Source organism: Sphingomonas sp. CCH5-D11 (assembly GCF_001557395.1).
In the GTDB taxonomy this organism is placed as follows: Bacteria; Pseudomonadota; Alphaproteobacteria; order Sphingomonadales; family Sphingomonadaceae; genus Sphingomonas.
Genome location: NZ_LSKH01000108.1, coordinates 52302 through 69095, shown reverse-complemented (window position 1 = coordinate 69095; position 16794 = coordinate 52302). Strand labels below are relative to the sequence as shown.

General features: G+C 65.7%; 7 protein-coding genes. 6 read left to right on the top strand and 1 reads right to left on the bottom strand.

Going from position 1 to position 16794, the window contains the following annotated elements:
• Positions 1–14: 14 nt before the first annotated feature.
• On the bottom strand, positions 15–899 hold the full coding sequence (locus AX702_RS07250) for a WYL domain-containing protein (protein WP_066778011.1): 885 nt from the start codon (positions 897–899) through the stop codon (positions 15–17).
• A gap of 200 nt (positions 900–1099) precedes the next feature.
• Here AX702_RS07250 and AX702_RS07245 point away from each other — a divergent pair, with 200 nt between their 5' ends.
• The 6 genes from AX702_RS07245 (at position 1100) to AX702_RS07220 (ending at position 16593) form a co-directional block, all read left to right on the top strand.
• Complete coding sequence (locus AX702_RS07245) at positions 1100–3757, top strand: PD-(D/E)XK nuclease family protein (RefSeq protein WP_066778009.1); 2658 nt, start codon at positions 1100–1102, stop codon at positions 3755–3757.
• Positions 3754–7149 (top strand): UvrD-helicase domain-containing protein, encoded by a 3396-nt coding sequence (locus AX702_RS07240; RefSeq protein WP_331710384.1) that lies wholly within the window; start codon positions 3754–3756, stop codon positions 7147–7149. The genes AX702_RS07245 and AX702_RS07240 overlap by 4 nt, the downstream gene beginning before the upstream one ends.
• 14 nt (positions 7150–7163) lie before the next feature.
• The gene (locus tag AX702_RS07235) at positions 7164–10505 is read left to right on the top strand and encodes a DEAD/DEAH box helicase (RefSeq protein ID WP_066778000.1); all 3342 of its coding nucleotides are present in this window, start codon (positions 7164–7166) and stop codon (positions 10503–10505) included.
• 63 nt (positions 10506–10568) lie between these two features.
• Entirely contained in the window at positions 10569–11786 is a 1218-nt protein-coding gene (locus AX702_RS07230; protein ID WP_082746121.1) for a DUF6361 family protein, read from the top strand.
• Positions 11783–13588, top strand: coding sequence for a phospholipase D family protein (locus tag AX702_RS07225; protein ID WP_066777998.1), 1806 nt, complete (start codon positions 11783–11785; stop codon positions 13586–13588). Before AX702_RS07230 ends, AX702_RS07225 begins: the two co-directional genes overlap by 4 nt.
• A complete protein-coding gene (locus AX702_RS07220; protein ID WP_066777996.1) occupies positions 13585–16593 on the top strand; it encodes a helicase in 3009 nt (1002 codons plus the stop codon). The genes AX702_RS07225 and AX702_RS07220 overlap by 4 nt, the downstream gene beginning before the upstream one ends.
• Positions 16594–16794: the final 201 nt, after the last annotated feature.

Genomic DNA, 16794 nt, shown 5'->3' with positions numbered 1-16794 from the left:
CTCCCCCCAGTTCTTCATAGCTGAAGCTCCGCCTTCTCAAGCGCGGCTTCAGTTTCCTTGCGGTTTATTGTTACGATATGCTGTGTATGGGCGCTCTGTTTCGCGGCGTCACCAAGCAAACCCAGGCGCTTCAAAACGTAAAAAAGCATGGCGTAGCGAACCGAGAGCACGCCGTTTCCCTGGTCCAGCCCATAATCCTTGGCGACGACCATCTTCTGGCTAGCCGTAAGCCCCGGATGCGGGCCGATGATGACGTCGAAATAGTTGTTCCAGAGCCAGTCCCGGTCGCCCGCCTCGCCAGGCTCCCCCTTCGCACCAACGTCGAGGACTCGCGGCAGGAGGAAATCCTTGAACTTGTGTTCGAGGTGGCAATAGGCCCGCGCGTGCCAGCGGAAACCATCGTAGCCGAAGGCGTGCGGGGTGATCCGTCGCCAGGTGGGCTCGGGCCGCAACTTGTTCATCGACTGGTAGAAGACGTCGATGGAGACGCCCTCTCGGCTCGCGTCGAGTATCTTCCGCAGAACCTTGATGTCGATGTCCCGCCTGGGAGTTAGCGCCACATCGGCGCTGGGGAGCGCCGCGATCCACGAGTCGCTCGCAGGCACAGCCCCCTCGGCGACCGAGCGGAGCTGCGACAGATAGATGTAGGGGTCCGGTTCAAGGAAGCGCAGAACGAATTTTTCGGCGGCGACGTAGCGCTTAGCGCGGGTGTCGTACTCCATGTTGCCGGGCGCCCGCTCCTGATAGAGCGTCAAATCCTTGGAAGCCTGCGGAACCGACACGCCGAACGCCTCGACAAGGTCGGCCCGGTTGATCGAACCCTCCCAGAACAGCCGAAACTCGATGAATTCGAGTCGGCGCCCCACCCCCCATTTCAACGCCGTCGTGGCTTCCGCCATGTACCTTGCCTCGCCAACATGAGCATAAAAACTATATGGACAACCCGATGAGGTCCGTGTAATTATTATTCCCATTAGGGGGTTTCGTCAATGGTCTATCGGTCACAGCCAGCGGAGCGAAGCGTGGGGCGACTCGGCTTGGCGGATCAGATCGCTAGGTCGGCGCACAACTCCAAGCAAAACCCGGAAGGAGGACGGTCATGACCATCGCGCATCGATCCACCTTGGTCGTTCACGGCCGCCTCGCCATGCGGGAGAACCGCCTCGCGGCGGGGCGTACCGGTCGGCACGGCCTCCAGATCATGTCCTTCGAGCAGGCCGCGGTCCGGCTGGCCGGCGGTTTCGCCCGCCCGATCGATGACGAGAGCCTGCGCGGGGCCATCCAGGCGGCCCTGTCCGTCACGCCGATGGGCGAACTGGAAAGCATCAAGACCCTGCCCGGCATGATCGATGCGGCGGCCGACACGCTGCACAAAGCCTGGCGCGCGGGCATCGACCTTGCCGCACGCGCGACCGATGACCATCCGCGCCTCGCCGCCATCGCACGCCTGGAGGCGGCCGTCCTCGACCAGCTTCCGACCGACATGCTACGGCCTCTCGACATCGCCGCCGCCGCGACGGAGCGCCTCGCCCATGCGCCGGCGGTGCTTGGTCCGATGGAGATCGTCGGGCTCACCGAACTCTCGCCGTGCTGGCGACCGCTGCTACAGGCGCTCACCGCCCATATCCCCGTGCAGTGGAGGGCCGGCCCAAGAAGCGTTCCCGCGTGGCTGGAGGGCACGAGCGTCGCGATCGCGCGCGCACCGGCGCAAGCGCCGGGAATCAACGCCGTCAGCGCGGCGACGGCCTATCACGAGGCCATCGAGGCGATGCGCTGGGCGCGCTGCTTGCTCGCCTCGGGCGTCGCCCCGTCGGAGATCGCCATCGCGACCGCCTCGCCCGCCGACTATGACGATCACCTCCTGGCTCTGCGCGCCGACGCCAACATCGACCTGCATTTCGTCCACGGCGTCCGCACCGTCACCACCCGCGACGGTCAGGCCGCCGCGGCGCTGGCCGACATCGTGGTCCGCGGCCTGTCGCAGTCGCGGTTACGTCGGCTCGCCGCGCTCTGCCGGGACAGCGGACCTTTTGAGTCGCTGCCCGAAGGCTGGCTGCGAGTCCTGCCCACCGATGCGCCGCTCTCGACGCCGGGCGCCTGGAACCGCCTGCTCGCCCGGTTGACGGCGGACGACTGGCCCGATGGCGCCGACCATACCCCGGCTTTGCGCGCGGCGGTCGAGACGTTGGCGAAAGGGCCGGAGGCCGCCGGTGAGATCGGAGAAGCCTTTCTCAAGGGCCGAGCCCTCGCGATCTGGCGCAAGGCGCTGCTCGCCGGCCCCGCCGCCTCGGTCGATGCGACGCTCGAGACCCTGAAGCAGGACGACGGACTGGAAGCCTGCGTCTGCATCGCCTGGATGCCGGCCAGTGCGCTTGCGGCGTCGCCTCGCCGTTTCGTGCGGCTGCTTGGCCTCAATTCGTCCCGCTGGCCGCGCGGGATCGCCGAAGACCGGCTGATCCCCGACCATATCATCCCGACCCCGGTGCTCGATCCGCTGCCGGTCAATCTCGCCGACCGGCGCGATTTCGAGACGATCCTCGCCACGACGGGCGACACCGTCGTCCTGTCGTGCGCACGGCGCGACAGCGATGGGCGTCTCCTGGGGCGCAGCCCTCTGCTCGCCGGACATGGCGACGAGACTTATCTGCGCCGCAACGCGACGCCGGCGCACGCCTTCAGCGAGACCGATCGTCTGATGGCGCGGCCCGAGGAATTCGCCGCCGATCCGCAAGCCGTCAGCGCGCAAGGCTGCTGGCGCGACTGGCGACAGGTCGAGATCACCCCCCACGATGGACTCGTGCGCGCGGATCATCCGCTCGTCCTCGCCATCCTCGGCCGGACCCAATCGGCCAGCTCGCTGCGCCGACTGCTGCGCAATCCGCTGAGCTTCGTGTGGATCTATGCGTTCGGATGGCGCGAACCCCAGAGCAGCGCCGAACCGCTCGTGCTCGACGCGCTCGGGGTCGGCGATCTTGTCCACCTGGTTCTCGACCACGCCCTGCGCGACCTCGAAGCCGGGGGCGGCCTTGCGGCCGCCGACGCACAGACCATCGAAGCCGCCGTGGCGCGGGCCGCGCAAGCCGTCGCCGCCGACTGGGAAAGCGAGCGCCCGGTTCCGCCGGCGGTCATCTGGGGGCGCACCCTCGACGACGCCCGCACGCTGGCGAGCCGCGCCCTGTCCTATGGCGATGACCTTCTGCCAGGCGCGCGTTCCTACGGCGAGGTTCCCTTCGGCGGCTCGCAGCCGAAATCCGACGCTCAGACCCCTTGGGATTCGAGCACACCAGTCACGATCCCCGACACGGGCTTCAACATCGCCGGCTATATCGACCGGCTCGACATCGCGGGCGACGGCAAACGCGCCCTCGTGCGCGACTATAAGACCGGCCGCCCGCCGCGCGGCGACATCCGATTGAACGGCGGACGCGAGCTTCAGCGCTGCCTCTATGCGTTCGCGGTCAAGGCGCTGCTCGGCGATGACGTCACGATCAGCGCCTCGCTGCTCTACCCACGCGATCCCGTCGATCTCCAGCTCGACGACCCCGAGGCGGTGCTCGTGGAGATCACCGGCTATCTGCGCGCGGCACGGGCGAGTCTCGCCGGCGGCGCGGCCCTGCCTGGGCCGGATACCGGCGGCGACTACGACGACCTCGCCTTTGCCCTGCCGGCCAACGCCAGCGCCACCTACTGCAAACGCAAGATGCCGGCCGCCACGGAGCGGCTCGGCGAAGTCACTCAGGTCTGGGAGGCGGAATGATGAGCAACGTGTCCAAGGTGCTGAAGGACGACGGCGCGCGCCGCCATGCGATCAGCCTTCATGATCGCTCCATCCTGGTCGAGGCCGGCGCGGGTTCGGGCAAGACCGCCGTCATGGCTGGACGCATCGCCGCCATGCTCGCCGAAGGCGTTTCCCCACGCGCCATCGCCGCCGTCACCTTCACCGAGCTCGCCGCGAGCGAATTGCTGTCGCGTGTCCGCGAGTTCGTCGCCGACCTCTCGGCCGGTGTGGTCGCGACCGAGCTGCGCGTGGCGCTCCCCGATGGCCTGTCGGAGGTCCATCGTCGCAATCTCGCCGCCGCCAGCGCCGCGATCGACGAAATCACCTGCTCGACCATCCACGGATTTTGCCAGCGGCTGATCAAGCCCTATCCGGCGGAGGCCGACATCGACCCCGGCGCCGCCGTGATGGATCGTAACCAGGCCGATCTGGCCTTCCTCGAGATTGTCGATGGCTGGTTGCGCGAGCGGCTGTCCGGCGGTCAAGGCGGCATCCTGGCCGAGATGGTGCTGCATAGCCCCGGCGAGACGGTGGCGCTGATCCACAAGATCGCCGAGAATCTGCGCCGCCGCCCCACGCTCGCTGCGCCCCCTGTCTCGGCACTTGACGGCCACCTTGCGGCGTTTCGGCAGGCGGCGGCGGATTTCACGGGCTTCATGGGCGCTACGGCGGCGGCCGAGCCGGAGACCGCGACGATCGTCGAACGGCTGGCCGAAATGGTCGCGGTCCTGGCGAACGCTCCAGACCCGGGGACGCCCGCGGGCCTCGTCCAGCTCCTGACCTCGCGTCCGCACCCGGATCTCTGCACCAAAGCCGGCGCCTTCGCTTCCTACCGCAAGAAAGGGAAATGGGCGGCCGCCGCCAAGCAGGCCGGACTTTCCAAGGCCGACGGCGATCGGCTGAACGACGCGGCCGAGACCCACTACGCCGCCTGCTGCGATGCCTGGACCGCGCTCGTGCAGGCCGCCGCCGGCCATGCCCTCGCTGCGCTGATCGACGAGGCGCATCCCATCCTGCAACGCTATCGCGACCACAAGCGCGCCAGCGCCCAGCTCGATTTCGACGATCTGATTTTCGCGGCGCGCGCCTTGCTGCGCGACCACGATGCCGTGCGCCGGGCGCTGGGACAGCGTTTCGCCCACGTCCTCGTTGACGAGTTCCAGGACACAGACCCCCTGCAAACCGAGATCTTCTGGCGTCTGTGCGGCGATCCGGTCGATGGCGACGACGACTGGGCGCGGTTCCAAATCCGGCCAGGCGCGCTCTTCCTTGTGGGCGATCCCAAGCAGGCGATCTATCGCTTCCGGGGCGCCGATGTCGGCGCCTATGTCCAGGCGCGCGACGCCTTCCGCGCTCAGGACGCCGACAGCCTCCTGTCGATCTCGACCAATTTCCGCTCCTGCGCCTCGATCCTCACCTTCGTCAACGAGCGCTTCGAGGCCGTGCTCTCGGCCGATGGACAGCCGGGCTTCACCGCGCTCGACCCGTTCCATGACGACCGGGGCGGCGTTTGCGTAGCCGCCCTCGACATCGCCGTCGCCGACGAAAACGGCAAGGCCAGCGCCGAACAGCAGCGCGACGCCGAAGCCGACGCCATCGCCGAGCTGTGCGCTCGGCTGATCGAAAGCCACCCCATCATCGACCGCCGCAGCGGCGCGGAGCGCCCTTGCCAGCCGGGTGACATCGCCTTGCTGGCGCCGACCGGCGCGGAGCTGTGGCGCTACGAGGAAGCGCTGGAGCGGCGCGGCATCCCCGTGGCGACCCAAGCCGGCAAGGGGCTGTTCCGCCGCCAGGAAGTCCAGGACCTGATCGCGCTGACCCGCGTCCTGGCCGACCGCCGCGATACGCTCGCGCTCGGCGCGCTGCTGCGCGGGCCTCTGGTCGGCCTCTCCGAGGAAGAGCTGCTCGACATCATCTGGGGACTGCCCCGCTCGGAAGATCAGCCCGACCGGATTCCACGCCTCGATCTCAGCATCGACCCGGCCGTCATCGCGCACCCGCTCGCGCGCGCGGTCATCGAACGGCTGCAATCGCTCTCGCGGCGCGGCAACAGCACGACCCCGCACGAACTGCTTTCGCAGGCGGTGGACGTGATGCGCGTCCGTCCGCTTCTCCTCGAGCGGCATCGCGGCCAAGCCGAGCGCGCGCTCGCCAACGTCGATCTCTATCTTAGCCTGTCGACCGGCTACGCCGTGCGCGGCCTGCGCGCCTTTGCCGAGGCCATGGCGGCGGCATGGTCCGACGAGGCCCGCGCCGTCGAGGGCCGACCCGACGCGCAGGAGGAAGCGGTCGCGCTCTTCACCATGCACGCGGCCAAGGGGCTGGAATGGCCGATCGTCATTCCGGTCAACACCATGACCGGCGTGATGGCGCCCGAAAGCGCTGTCCTCGACCGCCAGACCAAGACCTTCTATTGCCCGGTCCTGGGCGTCACGCCCGAAGGCTATGACGCCGCACGCCAGGCCGAAAAGGAGGAGCTGGACCGCGAACGTATCCGGCTCTGGTATGTCGCGGCCACCCGCGCCCGCGAGCTTCTCGTCCTCCCCCGGCTCGACACCACGCCGTCGAAATCGGCATGGATCGGTCTCGTCGATCTATCGCTCGCCGAACTTCCCGGCCTGGATGTTTCGCATCTGCCCGCCGGCCTCACGGGCGCGGGGACGGGGGTGGACAACGTCCAGACGCGCGCGACCTTCGCCGCCGAAGCAGAAACCATCGCCGCTGCGCAGACGCGGCTGACCTGGCTCGCCCCCAGCCGCGACGAAAGCGCCGCCGGGGCCGTGCTCCGGGAAGAAGAGGCGTCTCTCTGGACGAGCTCGGCTGGCGACCAGCCCCCCGAACTGGAAATCGCCGCCCCGGTGCAGGGCGGCCGGGAGCGCGGGCTCATCCTCCACAAGCTCATCGAAGAGGTGCTGACGGGGGAAGCCCCGGAAGTCGAGGCGGCGCTGATCGAACGGGCGGCCGACCTCATCCGCTCGCTTGGCCGCTCGCCGGTCGCCGATCCGGCGACAGGACTGTCGGCCGAAGAACTGGCGGCCTGCGTCGCACGGACTTTGACCCTGCCTGACATCGCGGCCTTGCGACCCGGCCTCCTCGCCGAATTTCCCGTCTATGCCGCCCAGGCTAATGACGGCGTGGAAACCGCAACGGCCGGGATCGCCGACGCGCTGACCGTTGGAGACGATGGCCGGCCGGTCGTGGTGGTCGACTGGAAGAGCGACGTAAACCCCGATGCCCAGACTCTCGATCACTACCATGCGCAGGTGCGCGCCTATCTGAACATGACCGGCGCCGAGCGCGGACTGATCGTGCTGATGACGAGGGGAACGGTGATTGCCGTCTCGCCTTCGCCGCAGACCGCGACGGCCTGACGGAGGGCGATCCAATGGCCTCCCGCACGCGCTCCGCCGGCCCCAACCAGGACGACCTCTTCAATCCCGAGGTCGAACTGCTCTTGCCGGCCCGGCTCGCCATCGACGGCAAGGTGTTGGGGAGCCCAGTGCGTCAGTTGGCCGTTCCCGCGCGCCGGGTGCGTTGCCGGCTCCGCCCCTTCGCCGTCCGCCGCGTCAATGGCTACGAGACGACCCTGGAATCCGGCGAAATCCTGAAGATCATCAGCGCGAAGACGGCCACGCCGTTGGAAGCCGACCTCATTCTCCTCGTGCCCGGCGCGGCGGAGCCGGACCGGATCGTCGAAGCGCTCGAGCTGGGTGCAGGCCGGTGGATGAATGCGCTGCCGATCGCCATCGACACGCTGGATCGTTCCGCGCGCGTCGAGCGGCTTCAGGCCGTCTCCGCCTCGTGGGTCGACGCCATTCATCTGCGCGAAGGACGGGCGGCGGCCGATGGTGTGCCGGCGCAGCCTGGCTTGCGGCGTCCCCAGATCGGCGCGCTCCATGCCGCGCTGGCCCATGCGACGCGATCGACGGACCCGGCCACCATCGTCATGCCGACGGGCACGGGCAAGACCGAGACGATGCTGGCGCTCAATGCCAACCGGCGGTTCGAGCGCCTGCTGGTGGTGGTCCCCACCGACGCTCTACGCGAGCAGATCGCGGGCAAATTCGAGACCTTCGGCGTCCTGAAACAGCAAAAATGTCTCGATGAGACCGCGGCGTTCCCCTTGGTCATGCGGCTCTCGCACATTCCGGCGAGCGAGGCCGACGTCGATGAAATCTTCGACAGCGCCAATGTCGTCGTCACCACGATGCAGATCGCTGGCCGTGCCGAGGCGCTGGTGCAGGAACGGATGGCGGCCCGTGCCTCCGCACTCTTTATCGACGAGGCGCATCATATCGGGGCACGGACGTGGAAGTCCTTTCGCGGGCTCTTCGTCGAGCACGAACCGCCCATTCCGGTGATCCAGTTCACCGCCACCCCGTTTCGCGAGGATGGCGGCCGCGTCGATGGGGAGTTCATCTACACCTACCCCCTGAAGAAGGCGCAGCAGGAAGGCTATTTCAAGCCGATCCGCTTCGAGGCGGTATTCGGGCTGGACCAACCCGACGCCGACCAGGCGATCATCGACAAGCTCGGCGAAGTGCTTGCCTCCGACCTGGACGCCGGCCTCAATCATCTGGCGATGGCCCGTTGCAGCACCATCGAACGCGCCAAGCACCTGCATAGCCTCTATGCGGCGGCCTATCCGGACTATCGGCCAGTCATCGTCCACAGCCAGCAATCGCTGAAGGAACGGCGCGAAAATCTGGCAGCGCTACGCCGCTTCGAGAGCCGGATCATCGTATGTGTCGACATGCTCGGCGAGGGCTTTGACCTGCCCGAGCTGAAGATCGCTGCATTGCACGATCATCACAAGAGCGTGGCGGTGACGATCCAGTTCGTCGGCCGCTTCACCCGCCAGGATCCGACCCTGGGCGATGCGACGGTGATCGCCAATACCGGCATCGACGATGTCGATCGCGCGCTGGCCAAGCTCTACGCCGAGGACGCCGACTGGAACGCGCTGGTAGAGGCGCTCAGTTCGGCCAAGATCGAACGCCAGGTCCGCCGCGCCGAGATGTTCAAGGGCTTTTCCGGGGATCTGAGCGACATTCCGCTCCAGACCCTCGAACCGAAAATGAACGCGGTGCTCTACCGGACGTCTTGTGATGCTTGGGATCCGTTCCGGGCGGAGGAACTCTACAATCCCGGCGTCTATCTCGGCATGAAGCTGAACCCGCATCAACGGGTCGCGATCTTCGTGACGCGCGCGGAGGAACAGGCGCGCTGGACCTCGGCGCAGCAGGCGGTGAACGTCACCTGGGATCTGCACATGCTCCACTGGGATCAGGCCAGCGGCCTGCTCTACATCAGCAGTTCCGCCAAGGGGCCGTTCGACCGCCTGGCAAAGGCGGTTTGCGGCGATACGACCCGCCGCGTGGAAGGCGAGGAAGTGTTCCGCAGCCTCCACGGGTTCAAGCGGCTGATCCTGCGCAACCTCGGCCTCACCCACCATCAAGGGCGCGGCGTCCGCTATTCCATGTACATGGGCGTGGACGTCGCCGACGGCCTCGACAGCGCAAAATCCCAGTCGCGGATCAAGAACAACATCTTCGCCACCGGCTTCCTCGACGGCGTGCCGGCCTCGCGCGGATGCTCGGCCAAGGGCAAGTTCTGGTCCAGCGCCAAGGTCCATGACCTGACCGACTGGGTGGATTGGTGCCAGGATGTCGGCCGCACGGTGAACGATCCCAGCATCACGACCGACGGCGTCTTCAAGAGCGCGATGCGCCCCCACCAGATCAGCCAGCGCCCGGCTGTTCCGCCGGTGGCGATCCATTGGCCTGAATCTCTGATCACCCAGTTCGAGGAGCGGATCGAAATCTCGTTCGGCGATGAGCCCGTAACCTTCGCGGAATGCGATATCGAGTTGCTTGATAACGCTCGTTCCGGACCGCTGCGCTTCGCCGTGCGGAGCGATGAGCACGCGGCCGAGTTCGAGATCGTCTTCAGCGACGGGCATGCCCGCTACCCTCAGCGCGCCGGCGCCAAGGCGACGATCAAGATTGGCAGCAAGGTGCAGACACTTTCGGAGTCCTTCGGCGAGGATTCGCCTCAGATCGACTTCGGCGATGGCTCGTTGCTCATCTACAGCCACCTCTACACCCTGCCCGAAGGCGAGACGATCGAGCCCTACCCGTCCGACAAGATCGAAGCCTGGGATTGGTCGAAGGCCAATATCCGCGTCGAGTCGCAAGGTACGAATAAGCGCGCAGACTCCGTCCAGCGTCTCGTCATCGAGACGCTGTTGGCCGACCCCGATCCCTATGATGTGATCTTCGACGATGATGGCAAAGGCGAGATCGCCGATGTCGTGGCGCTGCGCATAACCGACAGCGTCGTTTCCATGACCCTGTATCATTGCAAGTATTCGGGGACGGATACGCCAGGTGCGCGCCTGGGCGACCTCTATGAGGTTTGCGGCCAGGCTCAGAAATCCGCTCGGTGGCGCGACCGGCCCGGCCGCATGCTTCAACACATGCTGAGGCGCGAAAAGATGCGCCGGGACCGGGGTCTCAGTTCTCGGATTGAGCAAGGCTCGGCCGCAGCGATCAAGAAGCTCAAGGTCGGGTGGCAAGATCACCGCTTCGAGTTCGACGTCCGCATCGTGCAGCCTGGGCTATCGCGACAAGCAATCGGTGAAGAAGGCTTGCATCTGCTTGCCGGGGTCGAAACCTATTTGCTCGAAACCCGCGCCATGAGGTTGAAAGTTATTGGTAGTGGATGATGCCGTAGGGCATCGGCAATTTTCCTGAGATGTAAATTTTACCACGCCGTGGGGGCAGGCTTCGTGTCATCTTTTGGGTTCACCTTTTTGTCGCGCAAGGCGTTGGGCCAGGCTGAACAGATGATGTTCGGCGGTGCAGCCGGCGTGCGCGATGAGGTCGGGTTCCTCATCGTCCACCAGCGCTATGCCGATCACTTCTTCCCCGGCACATCGGTTCTGCACACACGGCTGCGCTACGCGCTTCTCATCCCCTGGCTTTACCAAAGCCTGCGGACGAAACGCCCTGTCCCTAAGGATTTCGGCCAAGCCTTTTCCGATCTCGAGCACGAGCTGACCGGCCGTCTCAAATATGTCGATGGCGTGGGCGGCGAGAAAGATGGCGTGATCGGCGGGGACGTCTTCCCCCGCGTGATCAGCCAACCGCCAGCCTATGTCTATTGGACGGCCCTCGCCAAGTGGGGCCTGATCGGTGTCCGCCCTGATGGTCGGCCGTGGAGCCGCCCGGATATGGCGAAGCTCCTGGTGTCATCCAGCAAGCGCGCCCTCCATGACGATGACGGGAAACCCTTCGAGACGGTGGCTTGGCCGATCTCGGGGTTGATCGATGCCCCCGGCGACTGGGATGGCGGAGGAAAATTGACGCTCGACCTTTCACCGCCGGAGCAGATCTATCTCGCGACCAAGCTACGCGCCGTTCGCTCGCCGACCGATCCGGGCGAGCCGTCGCTCTTGTCGAAACTGGTCGGAAAGCCGCTCGACGAGGCGGATCACTGCTGGGACGGCGAAATTCTCGCGCTCGCCGGCAAAGAAGCCGCCATGTTGAAGCGGGCCGGCCAGGCGGCGGCGCTGTCGGCAATTGGCAGGGCGATTTATGCGGCCCAGGTCGAGACACTCAAGGAAACGCGCGACAAGCGACCGCAGCCAAATTTGCATCGCGCCGAGCTGAAGGACGCGCTCGAGCGATGGGGCGGGCTGGCCGCCCGGCTGGATATGAACCTGTTTCTCGCCGAAATCGGCCACCTCCCGCCCGCAGTTGAAGGCGTGCTGAAAGAGACTTCGGCCTGGGTTCGGGCGAATGGCAAGGATCCGATGCCGTTGCTCGACGTGTACGCGCGGGCGGAGGTCAGCAGGAAGGATGATCGCGCGCGTCTCGCCAGCAATCAGTTCGGCGTCGACCGGCGCATGGAATGGCAAGGCGAGCGCCATGGTCGCGCCGAGCCGCTCCATTATCGCTGGGGAAATGTGAAGCGGCTCCTGCGCGATCTGGAAGACGTCGCATGAGCGATCGGCAAGCTTGGCACGGCCAGCCCTACCTCGACGAGCTGCGGCCTGGGCGATTGGAGACGGTCAAGCTCGCATTGTTCGCGACCTACTCGGTCGACCTGTCTGCGGTCGCCGCGGCGTTGCTCGCCCTGATTGGTCGCAACAATGACAAGGGCAGCGGAACGGCGGTCGATTTTGCCGATGCGATCGACAGGCTGCGCGGTCACGTCAGGATCATCATCCAGCGCGGGCGGATCGCGCGCCCGGTGGCGCTCCCCCGTATCGCGGGCATCCTCGATCAGTTCATCGTCGAGCAGCCCTACGATGAGCGAGAGCGCAGCTGGCATCCGAAGATTGCCCTGGTCGCCTATAACTGCCCCAAAGGGGAAACGCGCTGGAAGCTCTGGATTGGCAGCCGGAACCTCACCCGCTCTCAGGATCTCGACGCGGGCATTTTGCTGGACGGCAGCGAAAAGCGCGCGAAGGGACGGGTTCGGCTCCCTGGTGTCGGCGCGCTCGGGGGCGCTCTCGCACGCTGTGCATCGCGCGAGGATGCCGATGACATCTCGGAGCAGCTGGAGGCGATCTGGTGGGATGCGCCAGACGGGTTCCGCTTGCGCCGCCTCCTCAATGGGCTGGACCAAGGCGTTCCCCTGCCCGCGGAACCGCCACCCGGCGCGGTCGACGGCATAACGATCATCAGCCCGTTCTTGTCGCCCGACTTTCTGAAAAAGGCCGGCAACTGGGGCGCGGCCGGCTCCAGAACGCTGATCTCGTCGATGCCGGCTCTCGCCGATATAGCCAGCCGGTCCAGGACGTCGCTGACCGGCTTCTCGAAAATCCTGGCCTATGCGGCGCCGGACGTGCTCGCTGACGAATCCGCGCTCACTCTGCCCGGCAGCGAACCCGCGGCCGACGATGATGTGGAGCCGGCGCCCCTTGCTCTCCATGCAAAGATGTTCTGCTTCCACTCGGGCGAGAACACCATCTTGCGGGTCGGAAGCGCCAATGCGACCGAAAGGGCATGGTCGGGGCGCAATTCGGAAATCATGGTCGAACTCGAGGCGGGCGAAGCGTTCACGTCCGGCCTGGCGTTCCTTGTCGGTAAAGCGACGCCTGTCACCATAGAGGAACTCGCCGCCACGGACCTGGGCGGCATGAGTGCAGCCGATGCCCTGGAAGAGTCGCGCAAGGCGCTCATGGCCTCCTGGGACCCGGTTCTACACCGTGACGGGGAATGTTTCTCGATCGATGCGCGGGCGGTTCCTTCGCTTGCCTACCCTGACCATGTGCTGCACGCCGGATCGGCAAATGGCGACCTGCTGCCTTGGCCGGCCGACGCCGTCCGCCTCGGTCTTGGACCGATCCCCCTGTCGCTTCAGTCTGCCTTCATTCAGGTGAGGATAAGCGGCCCAGACGGGGATTTGCGATGGATGCAGCGAGTCACCGTCGATCCGCCTCTCGAAGAGCAGCGGGATCTAGCCGCGCTGGCCAGCCACATGGGGCTTCGCGCATTTCATGACTGGATGCGTGCGATGCTCGGCGGCGACACACTTCCGGTCGGTGGCGGCGCATGGGATGAAGATGCCGGATCGCGGGGCAACCGCGCCCAAGGCCTGGGTTATGACCGCCTGACGTTGGAGGATATTCTCACGGCTTGGGCACGCGATCGCAAAGCCTTCGGCCGGGTCGATCGCCATTTTGCGCGCTATGTGGATGCGCTTCTCGCCCACGGCGAAAACCTGAGCGACAAGGAGAGGGCTGACCTAAACGAACTCGCTCAGATCTGGGCCATTGCGCGGACCCAGCTTGTCTCATGAGCGCAAGATCGAAACCCTTCCAGGCCGCGACGGTCAAGGCTGCAACTGCCGCCCTGTCGGGAGGCAACCCGCTGCGCCGGTTTCTTGTCGCGGACGAAGTCGGCCTCGGAAAAACCGTCGTCGCCCGAGACACGCTCGCGGCCTTGGCGAGCAAAGCGCGTAAGTTCACGGTCTATTATATTACGAGCGGGCTCAAAGTCGCGGATCAGAACAAGGTCGAGCTGCTGCGGTTCCTCGACAAGGACGACGCCAAGGAAGCGCTCTCCACCATCGACCGCGTCGGGCTCATTCCGTTCGAGGAAAAGCGCAAGGGAAAGCTGCGGCTCTACGCCTTTACACCCACCACATCATTCTCCAGCTCGCAGCGCCTCTACGGCGGAAAGGCTGTCGAACGCGCGTTTATCAAGCTCCTGTTGGACGACCTATACCCCGGCCTAACCGCAGCCTTTCCTGAAGGCTATATCGAATATGGCGCAACGTCCGGCTGGCCATGGGCGTACGAGGAAGCTCAGGCCAGGTTCGACAATGTCTCCGCCGTCTTCAAGGCGGCCTATGGCCGAGCGTTACGCGCGGAATTTGGCAGGCCGGCCCGCGAAAACATTCTGCACGCGATCGATACGAGCAAGCATGGCCAGAGCTTGGGCCGGATGCGGAAGGCGCTCGCTCAAGCCGCCTTGGATTCCGCGCCGCCCGACCTCGTGATTTTCGACGAGTTCCAATGCTATCGCGAGCTGCTCAACGCAGGCGCCGATAATCCCTTGGCGCTTCAACTGCTGGCAGGAAAGGATGAAGGGGCACCGCCGCCGATTCTCCTCCTGTCCGCCACGCCCTACCGTTTCTACGCCGAGCGGTGGGAAAACGGCGCTGGGTCTGCTCCTCACGTCGAATTTTTCGAGATTATCGAATTTCTGGGCGGGTCGGCTGTACGCAAAAAGGCCGAAACCCAGTTCCGTCGTTTTGGCGATCTTCTGCATTTGATCGGCCACCTGCCGCCAGATAGCCGGCAGACGGTGATCGAAGAGGCGCAGGCGCTCAAGCATCTTCTCGAAGCGCTTCTCACACCGCTTATGTCGCGGACAGAGCGTCCGGTTTCCGACCATGCCGGAGAGCCTGCGCCGCCGTCCGTAAAGATCGAGCCCCACGATCTCGACGTCTATCGCCATTTCACCGACCATGTGTCGCCCAAGCTCGCAGGCAGCGCGATCGCCTACTGGCTTTCGGTGCCTCTCCCCGCGCAGGCGTTGGGGGACCGATACCAGATCTCTCGCGACGTAGATTTTCCGGCCACGCGCAGCGTCCCCCGGCTCGGAGTCACCAATTGCTTCAAGCCGCCGAAAGATGGCTGGGGAAGCGCCAAGCTCCGCGCCCTCAACAGCCTCGTGCCGACAGAGGCCCTTGCCCTCCCATGGGTGTTGCCCTCGCTGACCTGGTGGGCGCCGTCCGGCCCGTGGGCGAAGGTGACGCAATCGCCCAAGATGCTGATCTTCAGCCGGTTCAGGGCCACGCCCCAAAGCCTGGCGGCCCTTGTTAGCCTTGAGGTCGAACGCAAATGCGTGGCGAAAAGCAATCTTCCCTACGCCGCCGCGTGGAAGAAGCGCCACCTTAATCCGAAGCCGAACCAAGGCCCCACGCTCGCCCTGTTTCATCCGAGCCCCTTCCTGATCCGCGCTGTCGATCCCCTCGATGTGAAGGGAAAAGCGGCGATGAAGCAGATCAAGGCCAGGGCGCGGCAGCAGATTGTTCGGGCACTCCCCCCGTCCATCGCGCCGGAAGCTCCAAATGCGCGCAGCAACCGACGGCGCAGGCCGGCCTGGGCGATCCTCGCGGCCATCGAGCGCGCACAGAAGGCGCCGCTGGCTCGGGAGTTCGCGGCGGTCCAGAAGAACTGGGGGCGGGTCGCCCCGAAGGATGCAACGCTTCAAACCTTGCTCAAACAGCGCCAGGAGGCCGAGCCGATCACCTGGCTAAGCCAATGGGAGCTGGACGCCCTGGTGGATATGGCGCTCGCCGCCCCCGGCGTGGTGACGGGCCGGGCACTTTTTCGCCACCTGCCGGACCTATTCGATTTCCAGGAGCAGCATTTCGCGCGGCTTGTGCGCTTCTGCTGGACGCGGCTGCGCACCTATCTGGATCGCCCCGTTTTCTGGTCGGTCTTGCCCGGCGAGGACGCCACGCAGAAATATCAGAATGCGTGCATCGACGGCTGCCTGGAAGCCGTCCTCGACGAACATTTCTGGCTGCGCAAATCCAAGGTCAACCCTGATGGGCTCATCGAGGATCTATCGGCGGCGCTCGCAGCGAACGTCGGCACCTTCGGATTCAAGGGCGCGAAGAAAAAGGACAAGATCCGTATCCGCTGTCATGCCGCGGTGCCGTTTGGCGGCACCGAGACCGAGACGCATCGGCATGACCATGACGTCGATGAACCGCCGCCAGCGCGCTCCGAGGAAATCCGCAGCGCGTTCAATACGCCGTTCTGGCCCCATGTCCTGGCGACGACCTCGGTCGGACAGGAAGGTCTCGACTTCCATAGCTGGTGCGACAGGCTCGGCCACTGGGACCTTTGTTCCAGCCCTGTTGACCTGGAGCAACGAGAAGGTCGCATTCAGCGCTTCGGCGGGCTGACTGTCCGACAACCGCTCGCCCGAAAACTAGGCGAACAGGCCTTGGCGCAGGCACGCGGCCAATCAGCGTCGCCGTGGGACATCATCGCACGCGACGCCGACACGGTGTTCGCGGATGACAAAACCGGCCTCAGCCCGTGGTGGGCGATGGAAGGCGCGGATCTAAAGCGACATTTGTTCGCGCTTCCCCAAAGTCGCGACATTGATCGCTTTGCGAAGTTGAGGACGCAGAGGCTGCTCTATCGCCTTGCCCTGGGGCAGCCGGACCAGGAAGATCTGGTCGATCTCTTGACGCATCACGACCTGGAAACGACACGGTCGCTACGGGCGTTGACCCTCGATCTGTCCGCATTCTCAAGGCGGAAGAACCTCGAAGAATAGCGGGCGTGCCGGTCGGCGCCCCCAGCACGCCCGCCCTGTTCATGCGGAGCAAGCAGCCCCTCATGCGGCCGGATCATATGACGACCGGCCTGGTGGGCTTCCTGCGGGTTCGCCGCCATTCCCACCGCCATGCTCGATCCGCCCCAAAGTGCGGCGTCTCCCATGGTCCCCGCGCTTATCGGGTCCGGGTCCCCAAGTCCT